Genomic DNA, 25953 nt, shown 5'->3' with positions numbered 1-25953 from the left:
GAAAATACCGGGACTGGAATTTGTATATTTGAAGTAAGGAACATCAGAAATTATCATGAAAATTACCAAATTAGTCATTCTTTTCAATTATAAAAAGATCCTGCTGGGAATAGGGGTGTCACTTTTTCTTTTTATACTGTCATTTCAGCTTGATTCAGCTGTTTTTGCTGTGTTTTTGAGGGTATGGGGTGTTCTTATTATTTTGAATATCATTGCGTCTCTTTTGGCCTCTTATATCCTTTATGATACTTCTGATCTTTATGAGCTGAATGATTCAAAAGAAGATATAGATTGGAGTAAAATTGAAAATGCTGTTCTCATTCACGCCAGTTTTGATCCACTGTCCCTGAGGTTAGAGGAAAAATACCCTCATTTGGACTTAACAGTCTGTGATATTTACGGAAACCGCCATGAGCACGAAAGTGGTATTGAAGTATCAAAAAAGATGTTTCCTCCCAACCCTAAAGAAATTAAAATATCTCCTGATAAGTTGCCTTTTGATGATCATTCTCAAGATGTAATTCTCGCAGTGACAGCCCTTCACGAAATTTTAGATCATGAAAAAAGAGTTTTGTTTTTTAAAGAGGCTAAAAGGATTTTAAAGAAAGGAGGCATAATTATTATTTCAGAACAGTTCAGAGATACTACCAATTTTATTTTCTTTAATATCGGAGCATTCCATTTTTTAAGCTGGAAACAATGGAAAAGTTCTATTGCTCCCTCCGGACTGAAAATAATCAGAAATAAAAAGATAACTCCTTTTGCTAATATGCTGATTGTACGGAAAGACTGAATGTAAATATTAATATACTGAATCATTGAAGTACCATCAATGCTTCTAATTCTCCCATAACTGACATTATTATATGGAAATAAGTGTTTTTGATGAAAATAAATACATTTATAGTATCATAGATGTAGATGACAAGTTTGTTTTAGTGAACAATCTGTATCATCACGATAAATATAGAATCATTGTAACCGATTTTAAGGGATACATAAGAAGTATTGATCTGGATGACTGGGAAAATATAATAGCAGTTAATTCAATACGGTTTTTGCAGAAACTTGACGGTAATAGAATTTTTATTAACTCAATGAGTGAAGAAACTATTAATTTCTTAAAATCTGAAAATATTAATGTGGTTGCCCCTCCGGATATGTTCAGACTTCATCTGCAACGTCGTATTGATCAGAAAAAACTGAAATATGATGACAATCATCTGAGAGAATATTTGATTCAGACCCTTTGGATATATGGTGAATACTTTGTTTCTTTCCAGCAAAAATGGCAATGTAGGAATATTACCCAAAATACTTATACAGGAAATGATCAATTAAAAATAGTTCTTCATTCTTATACAGGAGAAACAGTTAAAGAGATTCTCATACAGGATATTACCAACGGTGAAAATATTGAAATACCTTATTTACATAACTATGTTTGTTGTGAGAATATATTTTCAGGGAAAATAAATGACAGACTTTTTGTAGTTGATATTAAAAAAGGAAGTATCACAAAATTTCTTTTAAAAAATGATCATTATATTATTCAGGATATCAACGCTTTGGGAGAGGTTATATTGAGTTTCCGCAGAAACCTGATCGTGCTGAAATCCACAGACAACGGAATAGAGGTCCTATTAAATACAGAATATAAAGGTTTTATAAAAGCAGCCCGTTTTAATCATTCAAATGATCTTGTTATTTTCTCTTCACGGAAAATCAGAAGCTTTAAGAAACACGATCTGCAGCCACTTCGGGATCTAGATACCCATAAAATTTATCTGAATAAGACTCTTATCATGAATGATGGAAGAATGTTGCTGTGCTATTCTGCTTATAATAAATATCGGAAAGAGTACAGTACAAAGACTAAGGTTATTGAAATATAGCTGCCTGTTTAAATCTTAACGGTATTTTTCTTTTCTTGAATCAATTCGATACAGTCTTCCGAATAGGTTCCTTTCACCTGATATTTCGCTTCCCATTCTTCCAAAAGATATAAAATAGGTAATAGGGCTAACCCTTTTTCGGTAAGCGAATATTCTACTCTTGGAGGAAGTTCTTTAAACTCTTCACGAATCACCAAACCATCAGTTTCCATTTCACGCAGCTGATCAGTCAATACCTTTCTGGAGATCACATTAATACGCACAGCAAGTTCTCCAAAACGTAGCTTTCGGTCTTTAATTACCAATACAATAATTGGTTTCCATTTGCTTCCCAAAGCAGCCATTGCTTTACCTAAAGGACAGCTGTACTGCATTAATTCATTCTTTTTCATACGTTACTTTAATGTTACTAATGTAAGTTACTGCGAAGTTACCACTATTTTTTTAATGAAAGATACAAAAACGAACTATTATTAGTTACTTTGTGTAACAATTATAAAACAAGATTTTAAATATGAGTACATCATCATTATTTAAACCGTTTCAATACAAAAATTTACAGCTTAAAAATAGAATCGTAATGGCTCCAATGACCAGAGCACAATCCGACAATGGAGTTCCTACGCAAAAAATAGCTGATTATTATGGAAGAAGAGCCGCTTCAGAAGTAGGACTGATTCTTTCAGAAGGAACTGTTATCAACAGACCTGCATCGAAAAACGTGCAGAATATTCCGGATTTTTATGGAAGTGAAGCTTTGAGCGGCTGGAAAAACGTAATCGATACCGTACATCAGAATGGCGGTAAAATGGGACCTCAGATCTGGCATGTAGGAGATACCAGAATGTCTGAAGATTATCCGCTATTGCCAATGGAAAAAGTATCTACAATGACCATTGAAGATATTCAGGATACTATTGCACAGTTTGCTGCTTCTGCAAAATCAGCGAAAGATCTTGGCTTCGACTGTCTTGAAATTCATGGAGCACATGGCTATCTTATCGATCAGTTTTTCTGGGAAGTAACCAATACAAGAACAGACGAGTATGGTGGTAAGACCTTAAAGGAAAGAAGCAGATTTGCCATTGAAGTGGTGAAAGCCATAAGATTGGCAGTGGGAGAGGATTTTACAATAATTCTTCGCCTATCTCAATGGAAGCAGCAGGATTATAAAACCAAATTAGCCCTTACTCCCAACGAAATGGAAGATTGGCTATTACCGCTAAAAGAAGCCGGAGTAGATATTTTCCATTGCTCACAACGCCGTTTCTGGGAACCGGAATTTGATGGATCAGATTTGAACTTTGCAGGCTGGGCAAAAAAGATTACAGGGCAACCAACAATTACTGTAGGTTCTGTAGGCCTAAACGGAGATTTCATGAATGCATTTGCAGGACAGGGAACGGAAAAAACTGATCTTACAGAACTGATAAGAAGGTTAGACAATGAAGAATTTGATCTTGTGGCAGTAGGGCGTGCTATCTTACAGGATTACCAGTGGGTAAAGAAGATCAAAGACGGAAATACAGAAGAAATTCTGGACTTTACAGCAGAAAGTATGAGCGTATTATTTTAATAAGTATGGTGGATAGTTAATAAGCTTCGCTGTCAATTTTTTAACAGCATATTTTATTCACTTGCGAAGCAAAATTAATGGTTCACTATTCATATTAATCATCATAATTCACTTTATTTTATATTTAATTTCACCTATTTATTAAAGAAACCGGCTTTCAGAATCTTCTGAAAGCCGGTTTTATTATATTTCATAAAATCAACATGCATATTCATCTCCTACACAGCTCCAGTAGGCCGGATGTCCATTTTCTGCCTTATAACGGCAAGGTCTTGCTCCAGGCTCGCAGACAGGAGCATTTCCTCCATTGATTTTCTTTAATTCTGATTTTGCTAATTTTTTTAAATTTTTCATAGTGTAATGTGTTGATTAGTATTGAACTGATTTTGTTTTGTGAGAAATACAGAATGAATTAATCACATTCCTCAGTCACTAAAATACATCTCCAGCGGGCACGTCCGTCAGAAAAATATAAACAAGGAGTGGTATCCGGAGGACAGTTCGGAGCATTTCCACCATTAATTTTTTTTAACTCTACTTTTGCTAATTTTCTTAAATTTTTCATAGGTAATAATTTGTTGATGGTTGCAAATGTAATATTTTTTATGAATACCGCAAGGTTTTTCTTTAAGTTGTGAAATAAATATAAATTCATATTTGTTGTTTCATTTTTTCTTTTCTTTGCCAATCTATTTATCCTTACAATAAGGACTTTAAAAAAGCACTGTGTCATATAAATATTTATTACCCACAATAGCGTTTCTGTTTCTTTCCTGCAAACAGGAAACAATAAAATCCGAATCCAAAGTTATGGATAGCCATATTCTGGAACAGGAAAAAGCAGCCCTGGATTCACTTCGCAAAGAAGTAACAGAACAGAAAGCAATTCCTTTCAATCTCTATGCTGAATGGGAAGGAGTATACGGCTATTGTAAGCCGGATGAAAGATCTGATGAATTCAAGTCAGTGACTTGCTTTGAAATTTCCATATCTAAAAATGAAGTTACCGTTGATGGAAATACTCTTCTTTGTATAGGAACTTACAGCATCAAAGGTAATAAAGATGAAGCAGAACTGAGGTATGCCGGAGATGAAAATGTCTGTGAAGATCATTTTTTCAGATTGAAAAGAGAAGGCAAAAAGATTGTCCTGTATGATTTTATGAACCCTGATCAGGCAAGAGAAGTAAAGATAAAGAAAAACTGAAATTATGTTATTAAAAATGAAAGCCGTTAAATGGGTAGGAATATTCTCTTTTGCAGTGCTAATGAGTATATACTCATGTACAAAAGGAGAAGATAAACCTGCTGAGCAAACGTCGGATCAGCATCAGAAAACAAAGGCAGATACTGTTATTACAAAATCGACGATATTACTGCTGGGACCTGATGAAGAGGAGATAGACGAAATTAAAAAAAGACAGGGGGAAGATAATTTCTATACCATTGCTGATGATGCTAATTATTATTCAGCAGAAATATTTGAAGCTGCGCCTGCAACCATTTATACAGGTTATAGAATCATCGGTTTTCCCAAAGAAAATTATGTATTTGATAAAAATAAATCTGAAGATAAATGGCTGGTCATTGATTATAAAGCAGGTTCTCAACCTAAAATATATTCATTGGTAGATTATTATCGTCATATAACTGAAAAATAATCCTTAGATAGATAAAAGATAAACGCACTCCCATCATGATGGGAGCGCGTTTTTTAACAGATTTAAATATCTAAAACCGTCATATCAAAATGACAGAAGTGATTTCTTATAAACCAATGTTTTTAGTAGGTTTCAACTGCTTTAAGATATTCTTTGGAATTGCTTTTTTGTGAACCAAAATAGCAGTCGATTTATATTCAACATAAGGTCTTGTTACATAAAGATATCCTGCGAAGTCATTCGTTACTCCCCAAGAGTTCTTCACCATATAATATTCCTTACCGGTCTGGTCTTTTGCCAATCCTACGATATGCATACCGTGGTCATCCGTTGTAGAAAGATTGTTAAGTGCTTTCTGACGCATATCCTCAGTGATGGCCTTATCCTTTTTAGGCTCTGTAAACAAAGTCTGTTTGTTCTCTGCAGTAATCTGACCTAATTCCATGTCCGGAACATAAGCCACTCCATTTTTATAAGAGAAATAAGGCTCGGAAACATCAGTAGCCCAACCTACAGAATATCCTTTTGTTACAGCATTATCGATGATTGTTGTAAGATCTTTCATCGGAACATTCCAGTCAGAATCGTGGCTCCAGTTATCAGGAATCGGAACTACAAATTTCTGGTAGTAAGGATAATCTTTGTAAGAAGATAATTCTACATAATCCTCAGCATTGATTCCCACTACTTCTGAAGCAAAAGTTTTAGGGGTGTAGTTCTTCCCTTCATACGTGAAGTTCGCAGGTACTTTTCCTAAATATTCATCAAGAATAGTATCTACAGAATCCATCCAGTTGTCCGTAAGCTTTCCTTTAGAAGAAGCCTGAACAAGGCTGTCAAGAACCGGCTTTAATTTTCCCTGCATTTCCTTGAAATTGTTGGTCGTCTGTCCGGCTTTTAATCCTGAATAAACATCCTGTGGAACAGCTCCGTACTTTTTGTACATATTGATTACATCGTGAAGTTCTCCACCGTCACCCCAGCTGATCGCACCGTTATTTAAAACATATAACTTCGCTTTATCATGATAAGAGTTTCTGGCTGTAAAGATTTCAGCAAGATCTACAGGTTTTTTGCCCATTCTCTGCATTTCAGATTCAAGGAAAGAGTTTCCTGAGTAGCTCCAGCAGGTTCCTGACGAACCCTGGTTCTTTACAGAAGTAGCTCCAACGTCTTTTAACGTTGTAAACTGAAAATTAGCATTTTGTGAGTGGTTGTTTTTTAACTTATTGATTAAGTCATCTTGGGCAAACATCATACTTCCTGCAGACAAAACAAAAAGTAATGATGCAATTTTGGCATTTTTCATTACTATAAAAAGATTATTTACATTAATAGTCGTTAATAATAGAGATTTGTTACAAAGGGAAAAGTTAAATTTGAAATTAAAAATAATACAGAAATAGAACGTAAATAAGATAATTTACCTTTTTACCTCCAAAAAAGTTGATCATGTTTCCAACCCCAGCTAAAGTTCCTGCATCTATACTAATATAACTCCTGACTATGGAACGAGAATTATTATTGGAATGCCAGCGTAACAGCCGCAATGCACAGCGGCAGATTTACGAGAAAATGGCGGGCAGGCTGTACTCTGTCTGCAGACGCTATTTGAAAAACGATGAAGATATAGAAGAAGTATTGGCTGATACCTTCTATAAGATTTTTACGAAGATCAGCCAGCTCCAGAACCCCGATACCTTTGAAGCATGGGCTAAAAAAATTGCGGTGAATGAATGCCTTCAGAAATTAAGAACTGATAAAGCTCTTTTTATTTCCCTGGAAGAAACCCTGGTGGAACCTTCAAAAGGATCTGAGGAACATCTTTCCTTCGAAAAAGACATTCTGAACCTGCTGAGCTTTCTTCCTGAAGGTTGCAGGGCTATTTTTAATCTTTTTGTGATTGAAGGATATCCGCATAAAGAAATAGCTTCCATGCTTTCTATCAGTGAAGGAACCTCAAAATCCCAGCTCAATTTTGCAAGAAAAAAACTTCAGGAACTTTTGGTGAATCAAAACATTTAAACTTTTACAACAATGGAAAATAATCATATAGATCAACAATTCAATGAAGCTTCCAGGCTTTCAGAAGAACCAACGGTTTTTCCTGGTTTTGAAAAAGTATGGACAAAAGTTGAAGAAAAACTGGATCTGAAAAAAGAAAAAAAGAGAATGATTCCTCTTTGGCTGCCTTATAGTATCGCTGCAAGTCTGGTGATTAGCATGGGGGCTTTTTACTTCATGAATAAAAAAGAATCCGTGGACTCCTTTAAACCTGTAATCGCAGAGGATACAAATTTAAGAGGTCCGGTAAGCAAAACGGATATTGCAAAAATAGACAGTACAATAACAAATAATATCAAAAAAGAGAAAAATACTGTTAAACCAATAGAAAAACTGGCTGCCAATGTAACACCTGAACCTGCTAAGTCTTCTGATCAGATACATCAACCGGTAATTTCTGAATATCAATCGGAGAAGGACAAAAACGATGCTATATTTAGTAGTAGAAAAGCAGGTCATCAAACGGATATTAATTTTATTAAAAAGAAAGATACTAGTGAGTCCACTAAGGAAATTGAGGAAATTGTTGTCACAGCATTAGGGATTAAAAGGATTGAAAAATCGGTGTCTTCTTCAAATACAATTACAACTACAACTTTAAATAGTTTGCCGCAGTCTACGGTTTATTCTTCATTGCAGGGAACTGTCCAAGGGTTACAAATCACTGCTTCCGGAAGTGGATCGGTAAGAAATCAGGGGAACAATATAATGAATAACAATAGTGTGGGGTATCTTAATGAGAATAAGATCATGATCAGAGGAATATCATCTGTTACAGCAGAGAATAAAGCATTGTATGTTATTAATGGAGTAGTGGCGGAAGAGGAAGTGTTCAAAAGTTTAGATCCAAACAAAATTGAAAGTATGAATGTTTTAAAAGGGAATTCAGCTGTAGCAATGTATGGAAATAAGGCTGCCAATGGAGTGATTGTGGTGACTACGAAAAGTCTTTCAGGAAAGGAAAAAAGAAAATTGAAGAAACTTCAGAAAGAAATTGATAAACAAAAACAGATTTCACCAGTTACTCATTATGATGAAAGTTATGATGCCTTTGTTGAAAATCCTTTTGAACTGACCCACAGCCAACCCTTATCTACTTTTTCAATTGATGTTGATAATGCCTCGTATTCCAATGTAAGAAGGATGGTTAATAATGGACAGGTGGTTGATAAAAATGCAGTAAGAATCGAAGAAATGGTCAACTATTTTAAATATGACTATCCACAACCTAAAAATGGGGAACCTTTTTCAATAAATACCGAATACAATGACTCCCCATGGAATCCGAAGCACAAGTTGCTTAGAATAGGACTTCAGGGAAAAAATCTTCCGATGGATCAGTTACCTGCTTCAAACCTCGTTTTTCTTATTGATGTTTCGGGTTCAATGGATGCTGAAAATAAATTGCCATTATTGAAGTCTTCCTTCAAGGTTCTGCTGAATCAGCTGAGGCCTGTAGATAAAGTAGGAATCGTAGTGTATGCGGGTAGTGCAGGAATGGTTTTACCTCCTACATCTGCATTCGAAAAGGATAAAATTATTGAGGCACTGGATCATCTTCAGGCAGGAGGAAGTACAGCAGGAGGAGCAGGAATTGAACTGGCTTATAAATTGGCACAGGAAAATTTTGTAAAAGAGGGTAACAACCGTGTTATTATTGCAACAGATGGTGATTTCAACGTAGGAATATCTTCCACCTCAGATCTTAAAACATTGATTGAAGATAAAAGAAAATCCGGTGTTTTCCTGACCTGTTTAGGTTTCGGAATGGGGAATTATAAAGACAATACCCTGGAAACTCTTGCAGATAAAGGAAATGGAAATTACGCCTATATTGATAATATGCAGGAAGCCAATAAGTTTCTGGGGAAAGAATTTGCAGGAAGTATGTATGCCATAGCCAAAGATGTGAAAATCCAGATTGAATTTAACCCGGAATATGTAAAATCATACCGCCTTATTGGTTATGAGAATAGAAAACTGAAAAATGAGGACTTTGTCAACGATAAGATAGATGCTGGAGAATTGGGAAGCGGACATACCGTTACAGCTTTGTACGAGATAATTCCTGCAGATGTAAAATCAGACTTTATTCCCAAAGAAAATGATCTGAAGTACACCAATAGTAGATCTTCAAAAGAATTTGGTGATGAGCTGGCTACTATAAAATTCAGATATAAAAGACCGGATGGAGATACCAGCCGTGAAATCAGTCAAATTGTTAAAAACGTTGATGACAGAATATCTTCTGCCAGTCCGGATTTTAAATTTGCCTCTTCAGTGGCCTGGTTTGGTTTAGTGGTGAGAAACTCCGGGCTGATCACGAAAAAAGATCTTTCTGATATTGAAAATCTGGCCAAACAGGGTAAAAATAAAGATGAAGAAGGCTATCGGTCAGAGTTTATAAGATTGATAGAGAGTTATAAAACAATTCAAAAATAATTTGTAAAAAGGAATTTCCCCGGAAATTTCTTTTTCTTTATTTTAGTACCTATTACCATGAAGATGAGAAAAAACTATTTACTGCTGCTGTTGCCGCTTACTGTTACGGTACTGAAGGCACAGGATTCAAGCCTATATTATTCGGGAAAATTTTTAAATCATAAAGATAAACCACAGAATTTCTTAAAAGTATACAATAAAAATAATGGTATCTACGAACTGACAGATGCTGAAGGAACAGCTGTCATTGCAGCTAAGCCTTATGATACCTTAGTGTGGAATCAGGGGAAAAACAGGGCTGTAGTTAGATCTTTTGAACTCAAAGAACTGAAAAAGATTATGGAGGAGCAGGTAGAGAAAAAATATGTGCAGGAGATTTACAGTAAGGCTTATGACAGTTTAATTTCTGGGAAAAATAATTTCAGCATAGATAATGTACAAACCAATCTAAAGATTATTTCTGACAGATATTTTAGCAGGGTAAGAAAGCTGAAACAGAAAAAAGATAGTACTTATATTCTGAAGGATCAAAGCACTTGGACATTGCTGTTGAATGGTAACTTTAGTACTTCTTTGGATGTGAAAAGCCATAACGCCCTTCCTGCTACTCAAAGCAAATACGTACAGGGAAGATCAAATGGGGGAAACCTGATATGGAACGGTCCTGAAACCAATGAAATGTTCAGTTTCGGACCGGATATTTCTACATTGGCTTTTGATGGTCAGCCTTATCAGTATGATGAGAATGGCAGACTGGTTCCGTCAGCAGGAGGATTTAAGCAGGCAAAAGCTTATAATAACAGTCTGTTTAAAACTATGTTTGGCTACAATAATCAGCTTAACATCAATACGGTGATAAGACAGGGATATAAAGACCGGTTTCGTCTCTCACTGGATCTGAAACAGCAGAAAAATCAATTGTACTTTATCGATCAGTTTAATCTTAACAATGCTATCAAAGCAAAGCTGACTACAGATCTGGGTGGATATCTGGTGAAGTTTTCATTTAATTATGAAGAAGACAAAGCCACCAATACCAATAGAATTGGACTTTTTAATAGAGCCTATCAAAATTCCCTATTGACTCCCATTTCATTTTCGAATGCTCAGCAGACCTTTTTGGATAATGGAAATCAACGAAGCTACAGCCAGTATGCTGATAATCCTGAATTCCTTTTCGTACAGGATGAAAAGTACCGTTACCAGAGTCGTCAGAGACAATTGGGTTTTAGTGCAGATAAAGCATTTGGGGATTTTAAACTCAATATCGTTCAGTCTTACGAGAATAATTTCCTTTGGAACCGGGATCAATATCTGCCATCTACTAATGGTTTCAAGGACGGGATAACGAATGAAAGAGAACAAAATAACAGATTGTACCATTCTAATATTCAGGGGAAGTATCAATTGGGGGAGTATAGATTTAAGAATGTTTTTAGTCTTAATTTTATTCTGAATGATATAAAATCTGATGTTTACAATAGCCTGGTAGATAAAAAGTATACCTATCAAAGAACCTCTCAGGATTATATTTTTAATTATAATATGGAAATCCAGTCTGGTGATTTTGAGGGTGATTTTAATCTTGGAAATTCATTTTATATCTCCAATACATCCGCTAAAAACAGCTATTGGCTTCCAAAAGCCACGGGGTATCTTCGGTTTAGAGATATTTTTGACTGGGATAATTATGATTTTAAAGTTTCAGGAAGCTACAGCCATCTGAGTTCAGAACCTGAAATTACCAGATCTTATGCTTCCTATGCTACTACTTTACTGAAGGCAGAAAATTATTATAGATATTTTCCCGTACATGAAGTTGAAGGCTTCAAAGGTTTATCCAATATCAATACAAAAGAATGGAAAATAGGTGGGAGGATAAATTATGGATATAACATTAGTCTTGAAGGGGAATATTTTAACAGAAAAAGCGAAAATGATATTTTTCCGGTATTTGAGAACAACCAGCTAAAGCTAAAAAATATGGCAGATCATACCTATAGCGGGTATGAAGTTAATTTTGCCTACGAAAGACTTTATCTGGGACGTGATTTTTTGACTACAAACAGAGTGTCGTTTTTCAAATATAAAGATATTGTGGATCGTGTGATACCAAGTTATAACAACAGTGCTGTCGCTGGATTTCAGGATGTTTATAAAACTTTGACGGAAGGGCAAGTTCTAGGAGCAGTAATGGGAAGTTATTTTGAAAGGAATGCCGATGGACAGTTGATTATTGATGATTCAGGTTTTCCTGAAAAAGCTGATGGTATGAAGATCATTGCGGATCCAACTCCTGATTTTGTTATGAAATTCAATCATAACTTAACCTATAACAGATGGACTCTGGATATCAATTGGGAATGGAAAAAAGGCGGTCAGATCTGGAATGGAACTCAGGCTGTTTTGGATTATTATGGACGTTCCTATGACTCAGGAGAAGAACGGAATATTAAAAATTATGTTTTTCAGGGAGTATTAGCTAATGGTAATAGCAATCAGACTCCTGTTGATTTTTATAATCCTTCTCAAAATGTCCAGGAGAACAGATGGTCGAGATATGGATATCTCGGCGTCGCAGAGAATTATGTTCAGAAAGCAGATCATATAAGGATCAATAATATTTCACTATCTACCTATTTCCCACTGAATGATAGTCAGCGGTCTGTGAAACTTACCTTCTATGTAAATAATATAATGCTTTGGCAGGCTAATAAAGGAGTAGATCCCAATCAGAATTTCTATGATACCAATAATGGAAGAGGGCTGGATTTCTTTAATCTTCCGTCTTTTAAAACATTTGGCTGTATTGTTTCATTCAAATTTTAACCCATGAATTTTAAATTTACATCATATATCATACTGCTGACCCTGTTGTTTTCCTCCGTATTTCTGAAGGCACAGAACACATTTCCGGATTTTGGAAAAGAAAAAACGTATATACAGACCAACCATATTTTCTATAAACCGGGAGAGGAAATGTATTTTAAAATATATGTAGTACAGGGAAAAAATAACCTTCCGGCTGAGGACAGTAAAGTGGTCAATTGGGAAATTATAGATCCCGCAGGAAGTGTCCTTACAAAATCAAAATATGAAGTGAACAATGGCTATGCGGAGGGGTATTTTTTCTTTGCTAATGACATGAAGGGGGGTATTTACAAGATCAGAGCCTACACCAACTGGATGCAGAATGAAGAAGGAAAAAATGCCTTTGAAAAAGAAATTACCCTGCAGAAAATAGTATCTCCGAGAATTTTAATGAAGCTTGATTTTCCTAAGAAAGGATATGGTCCAGGCGATGAGGTAACTGCTGATTTTTCTATGAGAAGCCTGGGTAACTTGCCCATTCCTTTTTATGAAGCTGATTATGTGGTGACCCATAACGGAGAGACTGTTACAGAAGGCAAACTTGCAACAGATAAAGAAGGAAAAAAACTTTTGAAGTTCAGGCTACCGCAGATTTTGAAATCCTCTGATGCCCTTTTGAATATCAAAGTGAATTTTGATGGGTTTACAGAATCTATTTCCCGGAATATTCCTATTGTTCTGAATCATCTGGATGTGAAATTTTTGCCGGAAGGAGGAACTTTTATCAGTGGAGTAGAGCAGAATATTGCTTTTAAAATACTGGATGAATATGAAAAACCTGTAGACGCAGTTTTGAATATTTACAATCAGAGAGATGAAAAAATAACTGAAGTTTCCGCGTATAATTTCGGAATGGGAAGCTTCCTTTTCACCCCGAAAACAGGAGAAACGTACTATGCAAAAGTAGTAAAGCCGGAAAAAATTACCCGGATTTATCATCTGCCAGTCCCTAAAAATGAAGGGTTGGTGCTGAATATCAAAAAAGAAAATGAAAAGCTTTCATTTAAAACAGCTTCCACCCAGGAAAGGGATATCATTTTGAAAGGCTTTTTCCGTGAAAAAGAAATATACAGCAAAGAGCTCTCTTTGAAAAACGGGATCAGCCTATTTGAACTGCCGGAAAAAAACTTCCCGGTTGGAATCTGTCGGTTTACACTGTTTGAAAATAATGTTCCCATTGCAGAACGTATTGTTTTTACCAATAAAGATCAGCAGCTGAATATAAAGGTAAAGTCTGTGAAAGATTACTACCAGCCCAGAGAAAAAGTAGTCCTGAATATTGAAACTACCAACAGGTACAATAATCCTATACCGGCGAACCTGGCAATAAGTGTTGTGGATGATAAACTTTGGACTTATGCTGATGATAAACAGAACCATATCATTTCATGGCTCCTGATGGATTCTGAACTGAAAGGAAAGATTGAAAAGCCTCAGTTTTATTTCGACACAAAAGAAGAAAAAGCAGATAAAAGTCTGGATCTTGTGATGCTGACCAACGGATACCGGTATTTTGAACCCATTCCGGAGATTATTAAAACAGGTAAATATAAGTACCTTCCGGAAAAGAAAGGTACCATATACGGTGTGGTAGAAGATGAGAATAAAAATCCCGTAAAAGCCGATGTTTTTCTGGTCGAAATAAATGATATGCAGATTCTTAAGCAAACAACAGCAGAAAACGGAAAGTTTTATTTTTCAGGAATGAAATACAGCGCTTCATACAGAGTCATTGCAAAATCCCTTAAACCAAGACATAAAGTAAAGATCAGAGTTTTGGCCTATAAACTGGAGATTAATCCGCTGGCTGAGCAAAAATTAAAGAATATAGACGTAGAAGAGATCATAAAGGAGTCTGAAATCAAAGAAACACCGAAAAAGACAACACCTGTAACACAATCCGTAAGGCCTGAAGATTTTATTTCATCTGATGGCAGTAAAAGTAATAAGAACATTGAAGAAGTTATTCTTGTAGGATATGGAACAACAATGAATAAAAAGACAAATACTTCCTCAGTAAGCATTACAGCCAATTCTGAAATTAAAGATTCTAATTATGGATCAGTATTGCAGGGAAAAGTAGCAGGATTGTACGTTATCCCGGCAGGAGACCAGCAGAAAGGAAATATAGTAATCAGAGGAGCCTCTTCCATCCCAAACAAAAGCCCTTTGTTTGTGGTAGACGGAGTTCCGGTAGAAAATTTTAATACAGCAATTAATCCAAACGATGCTAACAGTATCACTGTACTTAAAGATGCCGCAGCAACTGCTATTTATGGGAGCAGAGCTGCTAATGGTGTCGTTATTATTAATTCTTATACTGGTAGTACTACCCAGAATAAGTTTGATATTACCCCTCAGTCTTATTTTGCAGTGATGACTATTCCTAGTACAGCTCTTACCCATTATTCTGAAAGTAAACATTTTGCTTATCCCGAATATAAAACAACTAATACTCCTTATAGATTTGATTATAGAGAAGCGCTTTACTGGAATCCTGTAGTAGAAACAGATAAAAACGGAAAAGCAAAAATAGAGTTTTATAATTCTGATGCCACTTCCACATTCAGAGCAATAACAGAAGGTATTTCAGCTTCCGGACTTATAGGAAGAGATGAAACCACGTATGCAGCGCAAAGTCTGATCTCCATTGATGCTAAGATTCCACAGTATCTGACAAGAACAGATGAAATGCTTATTCCTGTGGTGATTAAAAACAATTCAAAGGAGATCAGGAAAATGACTATGGATGTTATTGTTCCTAATCACGTAAAACTCATTTCTTCTGACAGCCTGATTACTTTAAAGCCGCTGGAGTCGGGGAGATTATATGCTAAAATACAAACTGATGAGGTTGTGAATTCAAATATTCAGTTCATTATAAGATCAGGAGATTTCAGGGAAACAATGATTCTACCTTTTAAAGTTGAAGAAAAAGGATTTCTGCATCAGTTTTCCGTAATAGATAATAAAGCACAGGAAATTCAGTTGGATATTCCTGAATATATCAATGGCAGTCTGTTTTCATCTTATAATCTTTTTGAAAATACAGCACTGAAGATGTTTAATGATCTTGAAAGGCTGAAGAAGGAACCTCACGGATGCTTTGAACAGCTTTCTTCAACGGTGTATCCCAATATTTTTATCCTGGATTATTTAAAATCAAGCCAAAGGATAGACAGCTCTACAGAAAGTCTGGTCATCAGAAACCTGAAAAAAGGCTTTCAGAAAATGCTGAGCTATAAAAATAAAGATGGTGGAGTAGGATATTTTAACACCACTGAATCAGATGTATCTCTTTCTGCATTTGCCTTACTGGAGTTTACAGATCTTAAAAAGCATATCGCTGTAGATCCTAAATTGATCCAGGAACTTTCATCATTTATTTTATCAAAGAAAAGCGGAAACGGACTTTTTGAAGTAAGGAAATTTTACGAATCAAAATCAGCAACATATTCAGAATACTACTGGTCCAGAAATATGTATGTTCTCTATGCATTGTCTAAGTTAGGTTTTAAAACAGAAATTGAGGATTCCTACCAGGTATTGCTGAACAGAGCTTTATTGAAAAACGACGCATATCAATTAGCTTTACTGGCAAATATATCTGCTAATCTCGGAAAATCTAAAGAATATGATACTTTGGTATTTACTTTAAATAAGCAATTTGAAGATCTGAAATTTAAAGCTGAAACAACCTTTACCGGCTCCGGAGGAATTTCTGCTGATGCAGAAGCACTTTCCCTGTATATAATGGCGCTTCAGAAAGATGAAAAGCATAATCAGAAAGCCATTGTAAAAGTAGCAGATATGCTGATGAGCTATAATGGAGTTTATGGATTTGGTTCTACTCAGGCAACAAGTCTGGCACTGCAGGCCCTGTCTCAGGTTTTTATAAAAAACGAACAACTATATAGCAATGATGTTCCTGTTATTAAAGTAAATAATGCATCAGTATCATCCGGTATAAACGTTTCATCAGCTTATAAAACCGGAAATAATAAGATCAGTATCAGTTACCCGGCACAAGCAGGACTCTTCTATAACTTAGAATATCAATATTATACCTTACAGGCTCCGAAAAATGTTGATATACCTTTAATGATGGATACAAAATTAAAGTCTGAAAATTCCAGGGTAGGAGAAACCAGTCGGATGACCATTACAATTAAAAATAAAATAAATAATCAGTTACCGATGACCGTTGCTAAAATTGGTATTCCTGCAGGACTGACTCTGCAAAGTGCTTTAATGAAGGATTTAATAGATAAAAAACAGATTTCTTATTATGAGATTTTTGATAATTATCTGGTATTGTATTGGGAGCATTTCGGTGCAGAAGAAACGAAAACCATCAACCTTGATCTGAAAGTAGAATTTGCAGGAACCTATACAGGAAAATCAAGCAATGTATACCTCTATTATATGCCGGAAGCAAAATACTGGAACCAGGGAATAAAGGCTGAAGTTCTGCCGTAGAAGGAGAGGCAGAGGGCTGGAAGTTATGGAGATCATAAAGAATGACTATTATGTTTATTTGCCACTTTTTAAAGTGACTTTTATGACTTCCAATGTTCATCCAACCTTAAAGTAACCTCCCTCTTCCCATCTTCCAGCCTTTACTCCTCTCCATTTGAAATAATTTTAATAATTTCCCACAGAAATTGATAACACATGAAAAAAACGATTATAACCATATTAGGATTTTCTTTATTGCTAAGCTGTAAAACTCAACAGGCTTCGGACCCGTCAAAAGAAAACAAAACATACAGTATCAGAAAAGATAAAGATCAGGATGGTATTCCTAATAAGGAAGATCAATGTCCTGAAATAGCAGGGTTAGCTGAATTTAAGGGCTGTCCTGATACTGATGGAGATGGAATGACTGATAAAGAGGATGCTTGTCCGAATGTGGCAGGGCCAATTGAAAATAATGGCTGTCCGTGGCCTGATGCTGATGGGGACGGAGTCATTGATAAAGATGATGCCTGCCCAACTGTAATTGGACCTCCTGAGAATAATGGCTGCCCATGGCCTGATACAGATGGAGATGGAGTTCTGGATAAAGATGATGCATGTCCTACTGTTCCGGGAGCACCAGAATATAATGGATGCCCAAAACCTAAAAGTTTGATAGCATCTGAAGTAGTATCTTCAACAGGTCGAAGACCGTATACTGCTCCCCAAAAGGCCTACAATACTCATGCTGTAATAAAAGAAATTAAAAAGCCTGGCACAAAGACCCTAAAGCCTGTTAATTATAATGATGAAGAATATGGCAAATTAGTGGAAAATCCATTCGAATTAACAAAGAAGCAGCCATTATCAACTTTTTCTATAGATGTAGACAATGCCTCTTATTCCAATATCAGGAGAATGATTAATTATGGAGATAAAGTAGATAAAGATGCAGTAAGAGTAGAAGAAATGCTCAATTATTTTAAATATGATTATCCACAGCCTCAAAAGAACCAGCCATTTTCTATTAATACTGAATATGGAAACGCTCCATGGAATTCTAAACATAAATTACTTAAAATAGGATTACAGGGAGAAAATATTCCGATGGATGACTTGCCTGCATCCAACATCGTTTTTCTGATTGATGTTTCAGGATCTATGGATGAAGCCAATAAATTACCATTATTAAAATCCTCTCTTAAAGTTTTATTGGATCAGTTACGGCCTCAGGACAAAGTAGGAATTGTGGTATATGCGGGAAGTGCAGGAGTAGTATTACCCTCTACTTCAGCCGGAGAAAAAGCCCAAATCATTAAAGCCTTAGATAATCTTCAGGCAGGTGGAAGTACAGCAGGCGGACAGGGAATTGAACTTGCTTACAAACTAGCCCAGGAAAACTTTATAAAAGATGGAAATAATAGAGTAGTATTGGCAACAGATGGTGATTTTAACGTGGGAGTATCTTCTACAGGAGGACTTGAGACGTTGATTGAAGAAAAAAGAAAAACTGGAATTTTTCTTACCTGCTTAGGGTATGGAATGGGGAATTATAAAGACAATAAAATGGAGACCTTGGCAGACAAGGGTAATGGAAATTACGCCTATATTGATAATATGCAGGAAGCCAATAAATTTTTGGGGCGTGAGTTTGCAGGAAGTATATACACTATAGCAAAAGATGTAAAGATCCAGATAGAGTTTAATCCGGAATTTGTACAGTCTTACCGTTTGATTGGGTATGAAAACAGAAAGTTAAGGAATGAAGATTTTATAGATGATAAAATAGATGCTGGAGAATTAGGAAGCGGGCATACCGTTACTGCTTTATACGAGATTATACCGATTGGCGCGCAGTCTGAGTTTCTTCCAAAAGATACAAAACTGAAATATTCATCTTCTTCTAGTGCAAAAAACTTCGACAATGAATTGGCAACTGTTAAATTTCGTTATAAAAAACCGAATGAAGATAAAAGTCAGGAAATAACCAAAGTTATTGAAAAAGAGTCTTTATCTGAATCAAAAGTAAGTCCGGATTTTAAATTTGCTTCTTCTGTGGCATGGTTCGGGTTGGTTTTAAGAGAGTCTAAATTCATTAAAAATAAAGATCTGAAAGAGATTGGAAACCTGGCAAAAGAGGGAAGAAGTATAGATACAGAAGGGTACAGAGCAGAATTTATAAGATTGGTTGAAAGCTATAAAGCAATTAAGCAATAATATATTTACTAAGGGATAGATTTTTAATTTATTCAATGATCTTTACTTTGATCTTAAAATCCGTTTCATTCTTTATGAAGCGGATTTTTACTTCTAAGCATTTCTGAAAATTTAATGCTTAGAAATAAAACTACACTGTAAAACAGTTTGTTAAGTAATGTGAGGCGGTTTTTTATATTTTATTTTCAATAATTATTGAAAATTCAAAAAATATAATTACATTTGTATCAGAAATTTAAAGTACAGACAAAATGCAACTTTCAGAAGCCAAAGAAAAATACATTCAGACCTGGGGAACTTTTGCAACCAACTGGGGAATCAACAGAACGATGGCACAGGTGCATGCATTGCTTTTGGCGAGTGGTAAACCATTGTCTACCGATGAGGTGATGCAAGAACTGGAAATTTCAAGAGGGAACGCCAATATGAACCTTCGTGCTTTGATAGACTGGGGCATTGTAAGAAAAGAATTTATAAAAGGAGATCGTAAAGAATACTTCGTTGCGGAGAAAGATGTATGGTATCTTTTCAAACAAATCACCAAAGAAAGAAGAAAAAGAGAGATTGAGCCGGTCATTTCTTTTCTGGAAGAATTAAGGAATATTGAAGATAACGATTCGGAGGAAGCAAAGGAATTCATCAAGTTAATGGATGATTTCAGCTCTGTAACCGGTAAGATCAATAATATTATGGATCTGGCGATTAAAAGTGATGATCACTGGCTGGTAGGCAAAATTACCAACCTGTTGAAATAAAATAGAAAGGGATGAAGATCCTTTTTTATTTCAATTAAGCTTTCAAAAATTATTGAAAATATAATATTTTTAAAATGTTCAATATTATTTCATATCTGATTTTCCTTAGCATCAGTTCCTATATTACGATTGACGTAGGAAGAAGATGTTATGAGGCAGGAAAAGACTATTTAAAATATTTGCTTCATGATGAAAATCTCTGCCTGACTATTAATAGAATTCTTCTTGGATGTTATTATCTGTTGAATTTAGGTTATATCGCTATAAGCCTTACAAACTGGGAAAGAATAGACAATATAGAAGAGATGATAAAAATAACTGCTGTACGCATTGGGGGAATTATCTTAATCTTATGTGGATTGCATTATACGAATATTTTCACCTTGTATTTTTTGAGAAAAAAACTAACATTTAAATAATACTATTATGGCACTTACAGTTTTAACTACCACGTATAATTTTTCAGTTTACATGATCTATTTACCTATTGTAATAAGCCTTACAGTTTTGGTATCACAGTTTCTGTTCAAAAATTCAAAAGCATTTATGATTGATATTTTTCATCAGAAAAAAGACATCGCTATGGCAACAAATTCCCTTTTTAAGATTGGTTTTTACCTTCTGAATATAGGTTTTGCATTATGTATTATCGAGTTTTTTCAAATTGAAAGTATTGAAAGATTAGTGGTTGCCCTGAGCAAAAAGATTGGCGGTTTCTCCATTTATCTTGGAATAATGATGCTTTTAAACTTACTATTATTCCTGAAAGGCCGTAAACACGCATTAAATAAAGAAAACCAGATTAAAAATGAAAACATTGATCTTTAGGATCTGGATGTATCTTACTTTCAGATCAAAACACAAACGAACCCGGGGAGATTTTCTTAACCTTTAAAATAAAACACGATGAAAAAGTTTATAAAATATGACGTTTATATACAGATATTCTTCATGATAACCGGAGTTCTTGTTACGATCATTAAAGGTTGGAACGGATGGATATTCTTTTACTTTATTGTAGGGCTCCCTCAGTTAGTAAGTTTTCTAGTTAAAATTTTTCTTAAAGTCAAAATATCACCGCTCTTTCTGATCTATGGAATGGTAATACTGCCTGTGTGGATTTCTATAGTAATAATATTAATACTGAGAACAAGTGGGATTGATTATAAAATTACAGCTATTCCCAGATGTATTGTAATAGCAGCATTTTTCTACAGCCCTTTTATGGCATTATTATATGTTTTTGAAAGCCATAATCTGTATAAATCTTTAAAATAAATATCATGAAAACACTCAAAAATCATACCCTCATCTACGATAATGAATGTCCCATGTGCAGTATCTATTCCAGAGGGTTTACAAAATGTGGTATGCTAGATGAAAATGGAAGAGAAGCCTTTACGGAGATGTCAGATAGAAACAAAATTCAGGTGGATTTTCACCGGGCAAAAAACGAGATTGCTCTGGTAGACCATGAAAATAATAAAGTGATTTATGGCCTGGATAGCCTGTTGCTGATCATTGGAAATTCATTTCCGTTATTAGTAAAGATTGCAAAATTGCAACCTCTTTATTGGTTCTTTAGGAAGTTATATTCCTTTGTATCCTATAACCGTAAACAGATCATTCCATCCAAAAATGATTATACAGAAAAGTCATGTGTTCCGACTTTTAATCTGAAATACAGATTGTCTTATATCGCTTTTGTGGCCATATTTTCAGCGTATATTTTAAGTTTATATTCAGGAAAGCTTGGTGTCAATCTAACGCCGAATCTCTTAAGAGAATTAACCGTATGCTTAGGTCAGATCCTTTGGCAAACCTTATTTTTAAAAAGCTATTTAAAAGATAAGATTTGGGACTACCTTGGAAATATGATGACCGTTTCCTTACTGGGAACCTTGCTCTTAATTCCGGCTTTGCTTGTCAGTTTTACGTCGGTTTTCTATCTCATCTATTTCGGAGTTGTAGTATTCATCATGTTTATTGAACATTTGAGAAGATGCAGAATTTTAAAACTGAATTACTTTCCTACTATTTCATGGATGTTGTTCAGATTAACGGCACTGACCATCATCATTTTGACCACCATTTAAAAATTATTGATATGTCAAGAATTTATTTAGAAACCCTTATTGAAGCTGATATTCAAACTGTTTTTGATTTAGCAAGAAATATAGATTTACACCAGCAGTCAACCTCAAGAACCCACGAAAAAGCAATAGCAGGTCGCACATCCGGTCTGATTGAAGAAAATGAAACCGTAACCTGGAGAGCAAAACATTTGGGAGTGTACCAAACCCTTACCACAAAGATCATCAGTATGGAAAAACCCAATCAGTTTACCGATGAAATGCAGAAAGGTGCTTTCAAATCCCTACATCATCAGCATATTTTTAAAATAGTAAATGATAAAACAATGATGACAGATATCTTTGATTTCGAATCTCCACTGGGAATAATAGGAAAAATATTCAATAAGCTTTTCCTCAGAAATTACCTCAAAAAATTTCTGATGGAAAGAAACCGACTAATTAAAACGATTGCAGAATCAAAACACAGACAGTAATACAAACAAATTAATCAAACAAGAAAACACCATCATGAATTTTTTAAAAGCAGAATGGCGAAAGTTAGCCATCATCAATTACGAAATAAATCCGGATATACTATTAAAATACCTTCCGAAAGGTACGGAACTGGATTTTTATAAAGGTAAATGTTATGTAAGTGTTGTCGGTTTTATGTTTTTAAATACAAAATTACTGGGCTTGCCTATTCCTTTTCACCGAAATTTTGAAGAGGTAAATCTCAGATTCTATGTAAAGAAATACGAAAATGGAGAGTGGAAAAGAGGAGTTGTCTTTATTAAGGAGATTGTTCCGAAGCCAGCCTTAAGTTTTGTAGCGAATTCTCTCTACAAGGAAAACTATCATACCCTGCCGATGAAAAATCTGATTCATCATAAAGAAGATGAATTGCTGATCCGATATTCATGGAAAGACAAAATTTGGCATTCTATTCAGATTACAGCAGAGAACAAGGCACAGCCTATGGAAACTGATTCAGAATTTGAATTCATTACAGAACATTATTACGGTTTTACCAGGAAAGAAAATAAAACCTCAGAATATGAAGTCTGCCACCCCAAATGGGATTGTTATCAGGTGAGAGACTATCAGTTGGAAATTGATTTTCAGAAGATGTATGGAAGTGATTTTAAATGTCTTAATAATAAAGAACCTATTTCAGTGATGTTGGCAGAAGGTTCTGAAATCCAGGTAAAAACCAAGAGATATATTATTTGAAAAATAATGATTTTCAATAATTTGTAACTTGTATCAATACACCTAATGAATCTTTAAAATATAAAAATGAAAATAATCATAGCAGCAGGAACAGGATTCCTCGGGAAAAATTTAGAAAAATATTTTACGGGAAAAGGAGATCAGGTCTATATCCTTACCCGCAATCCTAAACGTAAAAACGAAATCTATTGGGATGCTAAAACAATAGGAGAGTGGAGAAAGACTCTTGAGCAGGCAGATGTACTCATCAATCTTACAGGGAAATCTGTTGATTGCCGTTACCATGAAAAGAACAGAGCAGAAATTTATAATTCAAGAATCGAGAGTACAAGAGTATTACAGGAAGCTATTGATCATTGTATCCTAAAACCTAAAATCTGGCTCAATGCAAGCTCTGCAACGATCTATGTACATTCAGAAAAACATTTAAATACAGAAGAAAACGGAATTATTGGCGATGATTTTTCAATGAATATCTGCAAAAGCTGGGAAGAAGAATTTTTTAAAACCAAAAATAGTGGAATAAGAAAAGTGGCGCTCCGTACTTCTATTGTATTGGGAAATAATGGAGGTGCATTTCCAAAACTAAAAATGATTACAAAGCTAGGCTTGGGCGGAAAACAGGGAAAAGGAAATCAAATGGTAAGCTGGATTCATATTGAAGATTTTTGTAAGGCTGTAGATTGGATCATTCAAAATGAAAATAGGGATGGAGCGGTAAACATAACAGCACCCGCCCCATTATCCAATGAAGCCATGATGAAAAAACTGAGAAAACAATTCAAAGCACCATTTGGATTGAATGCACCCGTCTGGCAGTTAGAAATTGCCTCTGTATTCCTGAATACAGAAACCGAACTCTTATTGAAAAGCCGTAACGTTTATCCCCAAAAGTTAATGGAAAGTGGATTTCACTTCTCTTATCCAACCTTTGACGAAGCAATCCTTAATTTGCTGAAGTTATAAATTTTAGTGACAGAGTAAGTCTACACAAGCCTGCAGGGAACTTCCAGATCCTCTGTCAGATAATAGCTGCAGCATAAGCGGTGATAACCGTCAGCAATGATCAGTTCATGTTCTCCTCTTACCAGCAGAATAGGAGAGAGCTTTTTATTCTTTTCTACCTTTTTCAGGTTCTCCTTAACATGGATATTGGTATCCGGAAGCAGAGCAAGTTTGCTGGCTCTGAGAATATCCTTAGATTTTTTGGTAACAGTTGTTGCTTCTTTTAATTTTTCTACAATTTTCCGAACTTCATCAGGGGGAAAAAGAAGTTCCAGATAATCTGCAGCTGCAGGAAAATCATGATCTTCAGGCTCCTTCATCCAAAGGCTGTCTCTGGTGAGTGTATTTTTTTTCATAGATTTTTTTTGAATGGTGGCTAAATGGTCATTAAAGGTATAAAAAACTTCACAACCAGTGACTTAAGATCAATGATTTTCAGACAGAATTTATGACTCAAAAACAAAAACTCCTTCAATGATATCATTGAAGGAGTAGAAATTTTGGAAGGCAAACCATTGGTTTTACAATTGCCTGTGCCATAATTTTAATATTTTCTTGCTAACAAAACATTCAACAGGAATGTACCAGCCCAGTTACTGCTATTCCCTGCGTTAGTTCCCATAAAATCTACACGAGCCACAGATACTGTAAGCCTGGTTTTTCCACCTACATTGGCAAGACTTACAAAGGATGCTGTAAATACATCAGGATAACTTGAATTATTCCCTGCTGTAAGGATAGGATACATATTGTTTACGTTGAATGATGCGCCCTGATATTCATATACAAGAGTCATTCTGCTACTGTTCGTATAGCCCGTAGTAGCATTAGTTGCACCAAATGCAGAACTTACAGAGGATTTGCTGATAATCCACCAAGCATCAGCTCCTGTTCCTGTATCAAAGGATGTATTGGTGTGGTTTGTCCAGTCTGCAATCGGTGCACTTGACCCACTATGAGGAGGTATGGTAAGCTGCGCCCCATAAATCTCCACATTACTTGGCTTAGGAAGAACTGTGAAAGACAAATCCCATGTTCCGCCTGTAGTATTACCATTGTTCACTACTTCAGCATAAGCCCCTACAGGAATAACAAATGAAGCAACCGGAGTATTGTCAATTCTAAGAGTATTGCCGCTGGAAGCCTGAAGCGTAATCGTAGAAGAAGAAATATTTTTGATCTTGTAAATTCTTCCGGTATAACTTGCTGTTCCGGTTCCAATAACGGGAAGGGTAAATGTTGTATTAGCTGATCCATTGTAAGTAATATAATGGTCTGTAGCCAGAACAGCGTAACTCGTTACCGACACTTCTTTATAACCTGCTCTTAAAGATCCGTTAACAGCTAAAGTACTATTGGCATTTGGGGTATTGATGCCAACCTGTGCATTTAATACTGCAGCTCCAAATAAAAAAAGTAAAATGTATTTTTTCATGTTGATTTTTTTAAATGTTTTTACAAAAATATAGAAAATAATTACATTTGTGTTTTTTTGTTAATGAATTTTAATGTTATTTAACATAAATCTCTACACTGTGATATTTTGTAATTTTTACATTCGTTCTTCTTTTATTTGTAACTAATTGATAGTGTGTTGTTTTTGTTTTTATTGATTAAATTGTTTTTTGTTGTTGTATAATTTTCTATTTCGATATTTTTAGAGTAATGATAATATTTTGTCATTTTACTTAGAATAGATTCA

24 protein-coding genes are annotated in these 25953 nt (G+C 35.1%); 18 read left to right on the top strand and 6 right to left on the bottom strand.

Annotation, left to right across the window (positions count from 1 at the left end):
• Nucleotides 1–55: 55 nt before the first annotated feature.
• Entirely contained in the window at nt 56–793 is a 738-nt protein-coding gene (locus tag M2372_RS02700; protein ID WP_123318455.1) for a class I SAM-dependent methyltransferase, read from the top strand.
• A 73-nt stretch (nt 794–866) separates the two neighbouring features.
• Nucleotides 867–1895: a hypothetical protein gene (locus tag M2372_RS02695; protein ID WP_123318456.1), complete on the top strand. Its 1029-nt coding sequence runs from the start codon at nt 867–869 to the stop codon at nt 1893–1895.
• A gap of 8 nt (nt 1896–1903) precedes the next feature.
• Here M2372_RS02695 and M2372_RS02690 read toward each other — a convergent pair whose 3' ends face one another.
• Nucleotides 1904–2287 (bottom strand): helix-turn-helix domain-containing protein, encoded by a 384-nt coding sequence (locus M2372_RS02690; RefSeq protein ID WP_123318457.1) that lies wholly within the window; start codon nt 2285–2287, stop codon nt 1904–1906.
• A gap of 122 nt (nt 2288–2409) precedes the next feature.
• Here M2372_RS02690 and M2372_RS02685 point away from each other — a divergent pair, with 122 nt between their 5' ends.
• Nucleotides 2410–3471: an NADH:flavin oxidoreductase gene (locus tag M2372_RS02685; RefSeq protein ID WP_123318458.1), complete on the top strand. Its 1062-nt coding sequence runs from the start codon at nt 2410–2412 to the stop codon at nt 3469–3471.
• Between the two features lie 198 nt (nt 3472–3669).
• On the opposite strand, the gene M2372_RS02680 is transcribed toward M2372_RS02685, so the two are convergent.
• Nucleotides 3670–3825 (bottom strand): bacteriocin-like protein, encoded by a 156-nt coding sequence (locus M2372_RS02680; RefSeq protein ID WP_165852200.1) that lies wholly within the window; start codon nt 3823–3825, stop codon nt 3670–3672.
• 58 nt (nt 3826–3883) lie between these two features.
• A complete protein-coding gene (locus M2372_RS02675) occupies nt 3884–4159 on the bottom strand; it encodes a bacteriocin-like protein (protein WP_123318459.1) in 276 nt (91 codons plus the stop codon).
• Between the two features lie 122 nt (nt 4160–4281).
• Between M2372_RS02675 and M2372_RS02670 the strand changes: the two genes are divergently transcribed.
• Nucleotides 4282–4677, top strand: coding sequence for a hypothetical protein (locus M2372_RS02670; RefSeq protein ID WP_123318460.1), 396 nt, complete (start codon nt 4282–4284; stop codon nt 4675–4677).
• Nucleotides 4678–4681: 4 nt separating this feature from the next.
• Nucleotides 4682–5131, top strand: a complete 450-nt coding sequence (locus tag M2372_RS02665; protein ID WP_259080570.1) for a hypothetical protein — start codon at nt 4682–4684, stop codon at nt 5129–5131.
• Between the two features lie 106 nt (nt 5132–5237).
• Here M2372_RS02665 and M2372_RS02660 read toward each other — a convergent pair whose 3' ends face one another.
• A complete protein-coding gene (locus tag M2372_RS02660) occupies nt 5238–6440 on the bottom strand; it encodes an aminopeptidase C (RefSeq protein WP_123318462.1) in 1203 nt (400 codons plus the stop codon).
• Between the two features lie 197 nt (nt 6441–6637).
• On the opposite strand from M2372_RS02660, the gene M2372_RS02655 reads away from it, so the two are divergent.
• From M2372_RS02655 to M2372_RS02595, 13 genes are all read left to right on the top strand, one after another.
• Nucleotides 6638–7156 (top strand): RNA polymerase sigma factor, encoded by a 519-nt coding sequence (locus M2372_RS02655; RefSeq protein WP_123318463.1) that lies wholly within the window; start codon nt 6638–6640, stop codon nt 7154–7156.
• 12 nt (nt 7157–7168) lie between these two features.
• A complete protein-coding gene (locus M2372_RS02650) occupies nt 7169–9637 on the top strand; it encodes a VWA domain-containing protein (protein ID WP_123318464.1) in 2469 nt (822 codons plus the stop codon).
• 63 nt (nt 9638–9700) lie between these two features.
• Nucleotides 9701–12466, top strand: a complete 2766-nt coding sequence (locus M2372_RS02645) for a hypothetical protein (RefSeq protein WP_148060720.1) — start codon at nt 9701–9703, stop codon at nt 12464–12466.
• Between the two features lie 3 nt (nt 12467–12469).
• Nucleotides 12470–16987, top strand: coding sequence for a TonB-dependent receptor plug domain-containing protein (locus M2372_RS02640; RefSeq protein WP_123318466.1), 4518 nt, complete (start codon nt 12470–12472; stop codon nt 16985–16987).
• Between the two features lie 195 nt (nt 16988–17182).
• Entirely contained in the window at nt 17183–19183 is a 2001-nt protein-coding gene (locus M2372_RS02635) for a von Willebrand factor type A domain-containing protein (RefSeq protein WP_123318467.1), read from the top strand.
• A 251-nt stretch (nt 19184–19434) separates the two neighbouring features.
• Nucleotides 19435–19938 (top strand): GbsR/MarR family transcriptional regulator, encoded by a 504-nt coding sequence (locus M2372_RS02630; RefSeq protein WP_115970629.1) that lies wholly within the window; start codon nt 19435–19437, stop codon nt 19936–19938.
• Nucleotides 19939–20012: 74 nt separating this feature from the next.
• Nucleotides 20013–20357: a hypothetical protein gene (locus tag M2372_RS02625; protein ID WP_123318468.1), complete on the top strand. Its 345-nt coding sequence runs from the start codon at nt 20013–20015 to the stop codon at nt 20355–20357.
• Nucleotides 20358–20364: 7 nt separating this feature from the next.
• Nucleotides 20365–20766, top strand: a complete 402-nt coding sequence (locus M2372_RS02620; RefSeq protein WP_123318469.1) for a hypothetical protein — start codon at nt 20365–20367, stop codon at nt 20764–20766.
• A gap of 78 nt (nt 20767–20844) precedes the next feature.
• The gene (locus M2372_RS02615; protein WP_123318470.1) at nt 20845–21216 is read left to right on the top strand and encodes a hypothetical protein; all 372 of its coding nucleotides are present in this window, start codon (nt 20845–20847) and stop codon (nt 21214–21216) included.
• Nucleotides 21217–21221: 5 nt separating this feature from the next.
• Entirely contained in the window at nt 21222–22034 is an 813-nt protein-coding gene (locus tag M2372_RS02610) for a DCC1-like thiol-disulfide oxidoreductase family protein (RefSeq protein ID WP_123318471.1), read from the top strand.
• Nucleotides 22035–22045: 11 nt separating this feature from the next.
• Nucleotides 22046–22507 (top strand): SRPBCC family protein, encoded by a 462-nt coding sequence (locus M2372_RS02605; RefSeq protein WP_123318472.1) that lies wholly within the window; start codon nt 22046–22048, stop codon nt 22505–22507.
• A gap of 34 nt (nt 22508–22541) precedes the next feature.
• Nucleotides 22542–23246: a YqjF family protein gene (locus M2372_RS02600; RefSeq protein ID WP_123319087.1), complete on the top strand. Its 705-nt coding sequence runs from the start codon at nt 22542–22544 to the stop codon at nt 23244–23246.
• A gap of 66 nt (nt 23247–23312) precedes the next feature.
• Complete coding sequence (locus tag M2372_RS02595) at nt 23313–24212, top strand: TIGR01777 family oxidoreductase (RefSeq protein ID WP_123318473.1); 900 nt, start codon at nt 23313–23315, stop codon at nt 24210–24212.
• Nucleotides 24213–24232: 20 nt separating this feature from the next.
• Here the strand turns inward: M2372_RS02595 and M2372_RS02590 are convergent, their stop codons facing one another.
• Together M2372_RS02590 and M2372_RS02585 are read right to left on the bottom strand one after the other, a co-directional pair.
• Nucleotides 24233–24607 (bottom strand): hypothetical protein, encoded by a 375-nt coding sequence (locus M2372_RS02590; RefSeq protein ID WP_123318474.1) that lies wholly within the window; start codon nt 24605–24607, stop codon nt 24233–24235.
• Nucleotides 24608–24795: 188 nt separating this feature from the next.
• The gene (locus M2372_RS02585; RefSeq protein ID WP_123318475.1) at nt 24796–25686 is read right to left on the bottom strand and encodes a hypothetical protein; all 891 of its coding nucleotides are present in this window, start codon (nt 25684–25686) and stop codon (nt 24796–24798) included.
• Between the last annotated feature and the right edge of the window lie 267 nt (nt 25687–25953).

Source organism: Chryseobacterium sp. BIGb0232 (genome assembly GCF_024810195.1).
GTDB classification, from domain to species: domain Bacteria; phylum Bacteroidota; class Bacteroidia; order Flavobacteriales; family Weeksellaceae; genus Chryseobacterium; species Chryseobacterium pennae.
The sequence above is the reverse complement of the archived record's forward strand: the minus strand, read 5'-3'. Positions and strand labels throughout refer to the sequence as shown.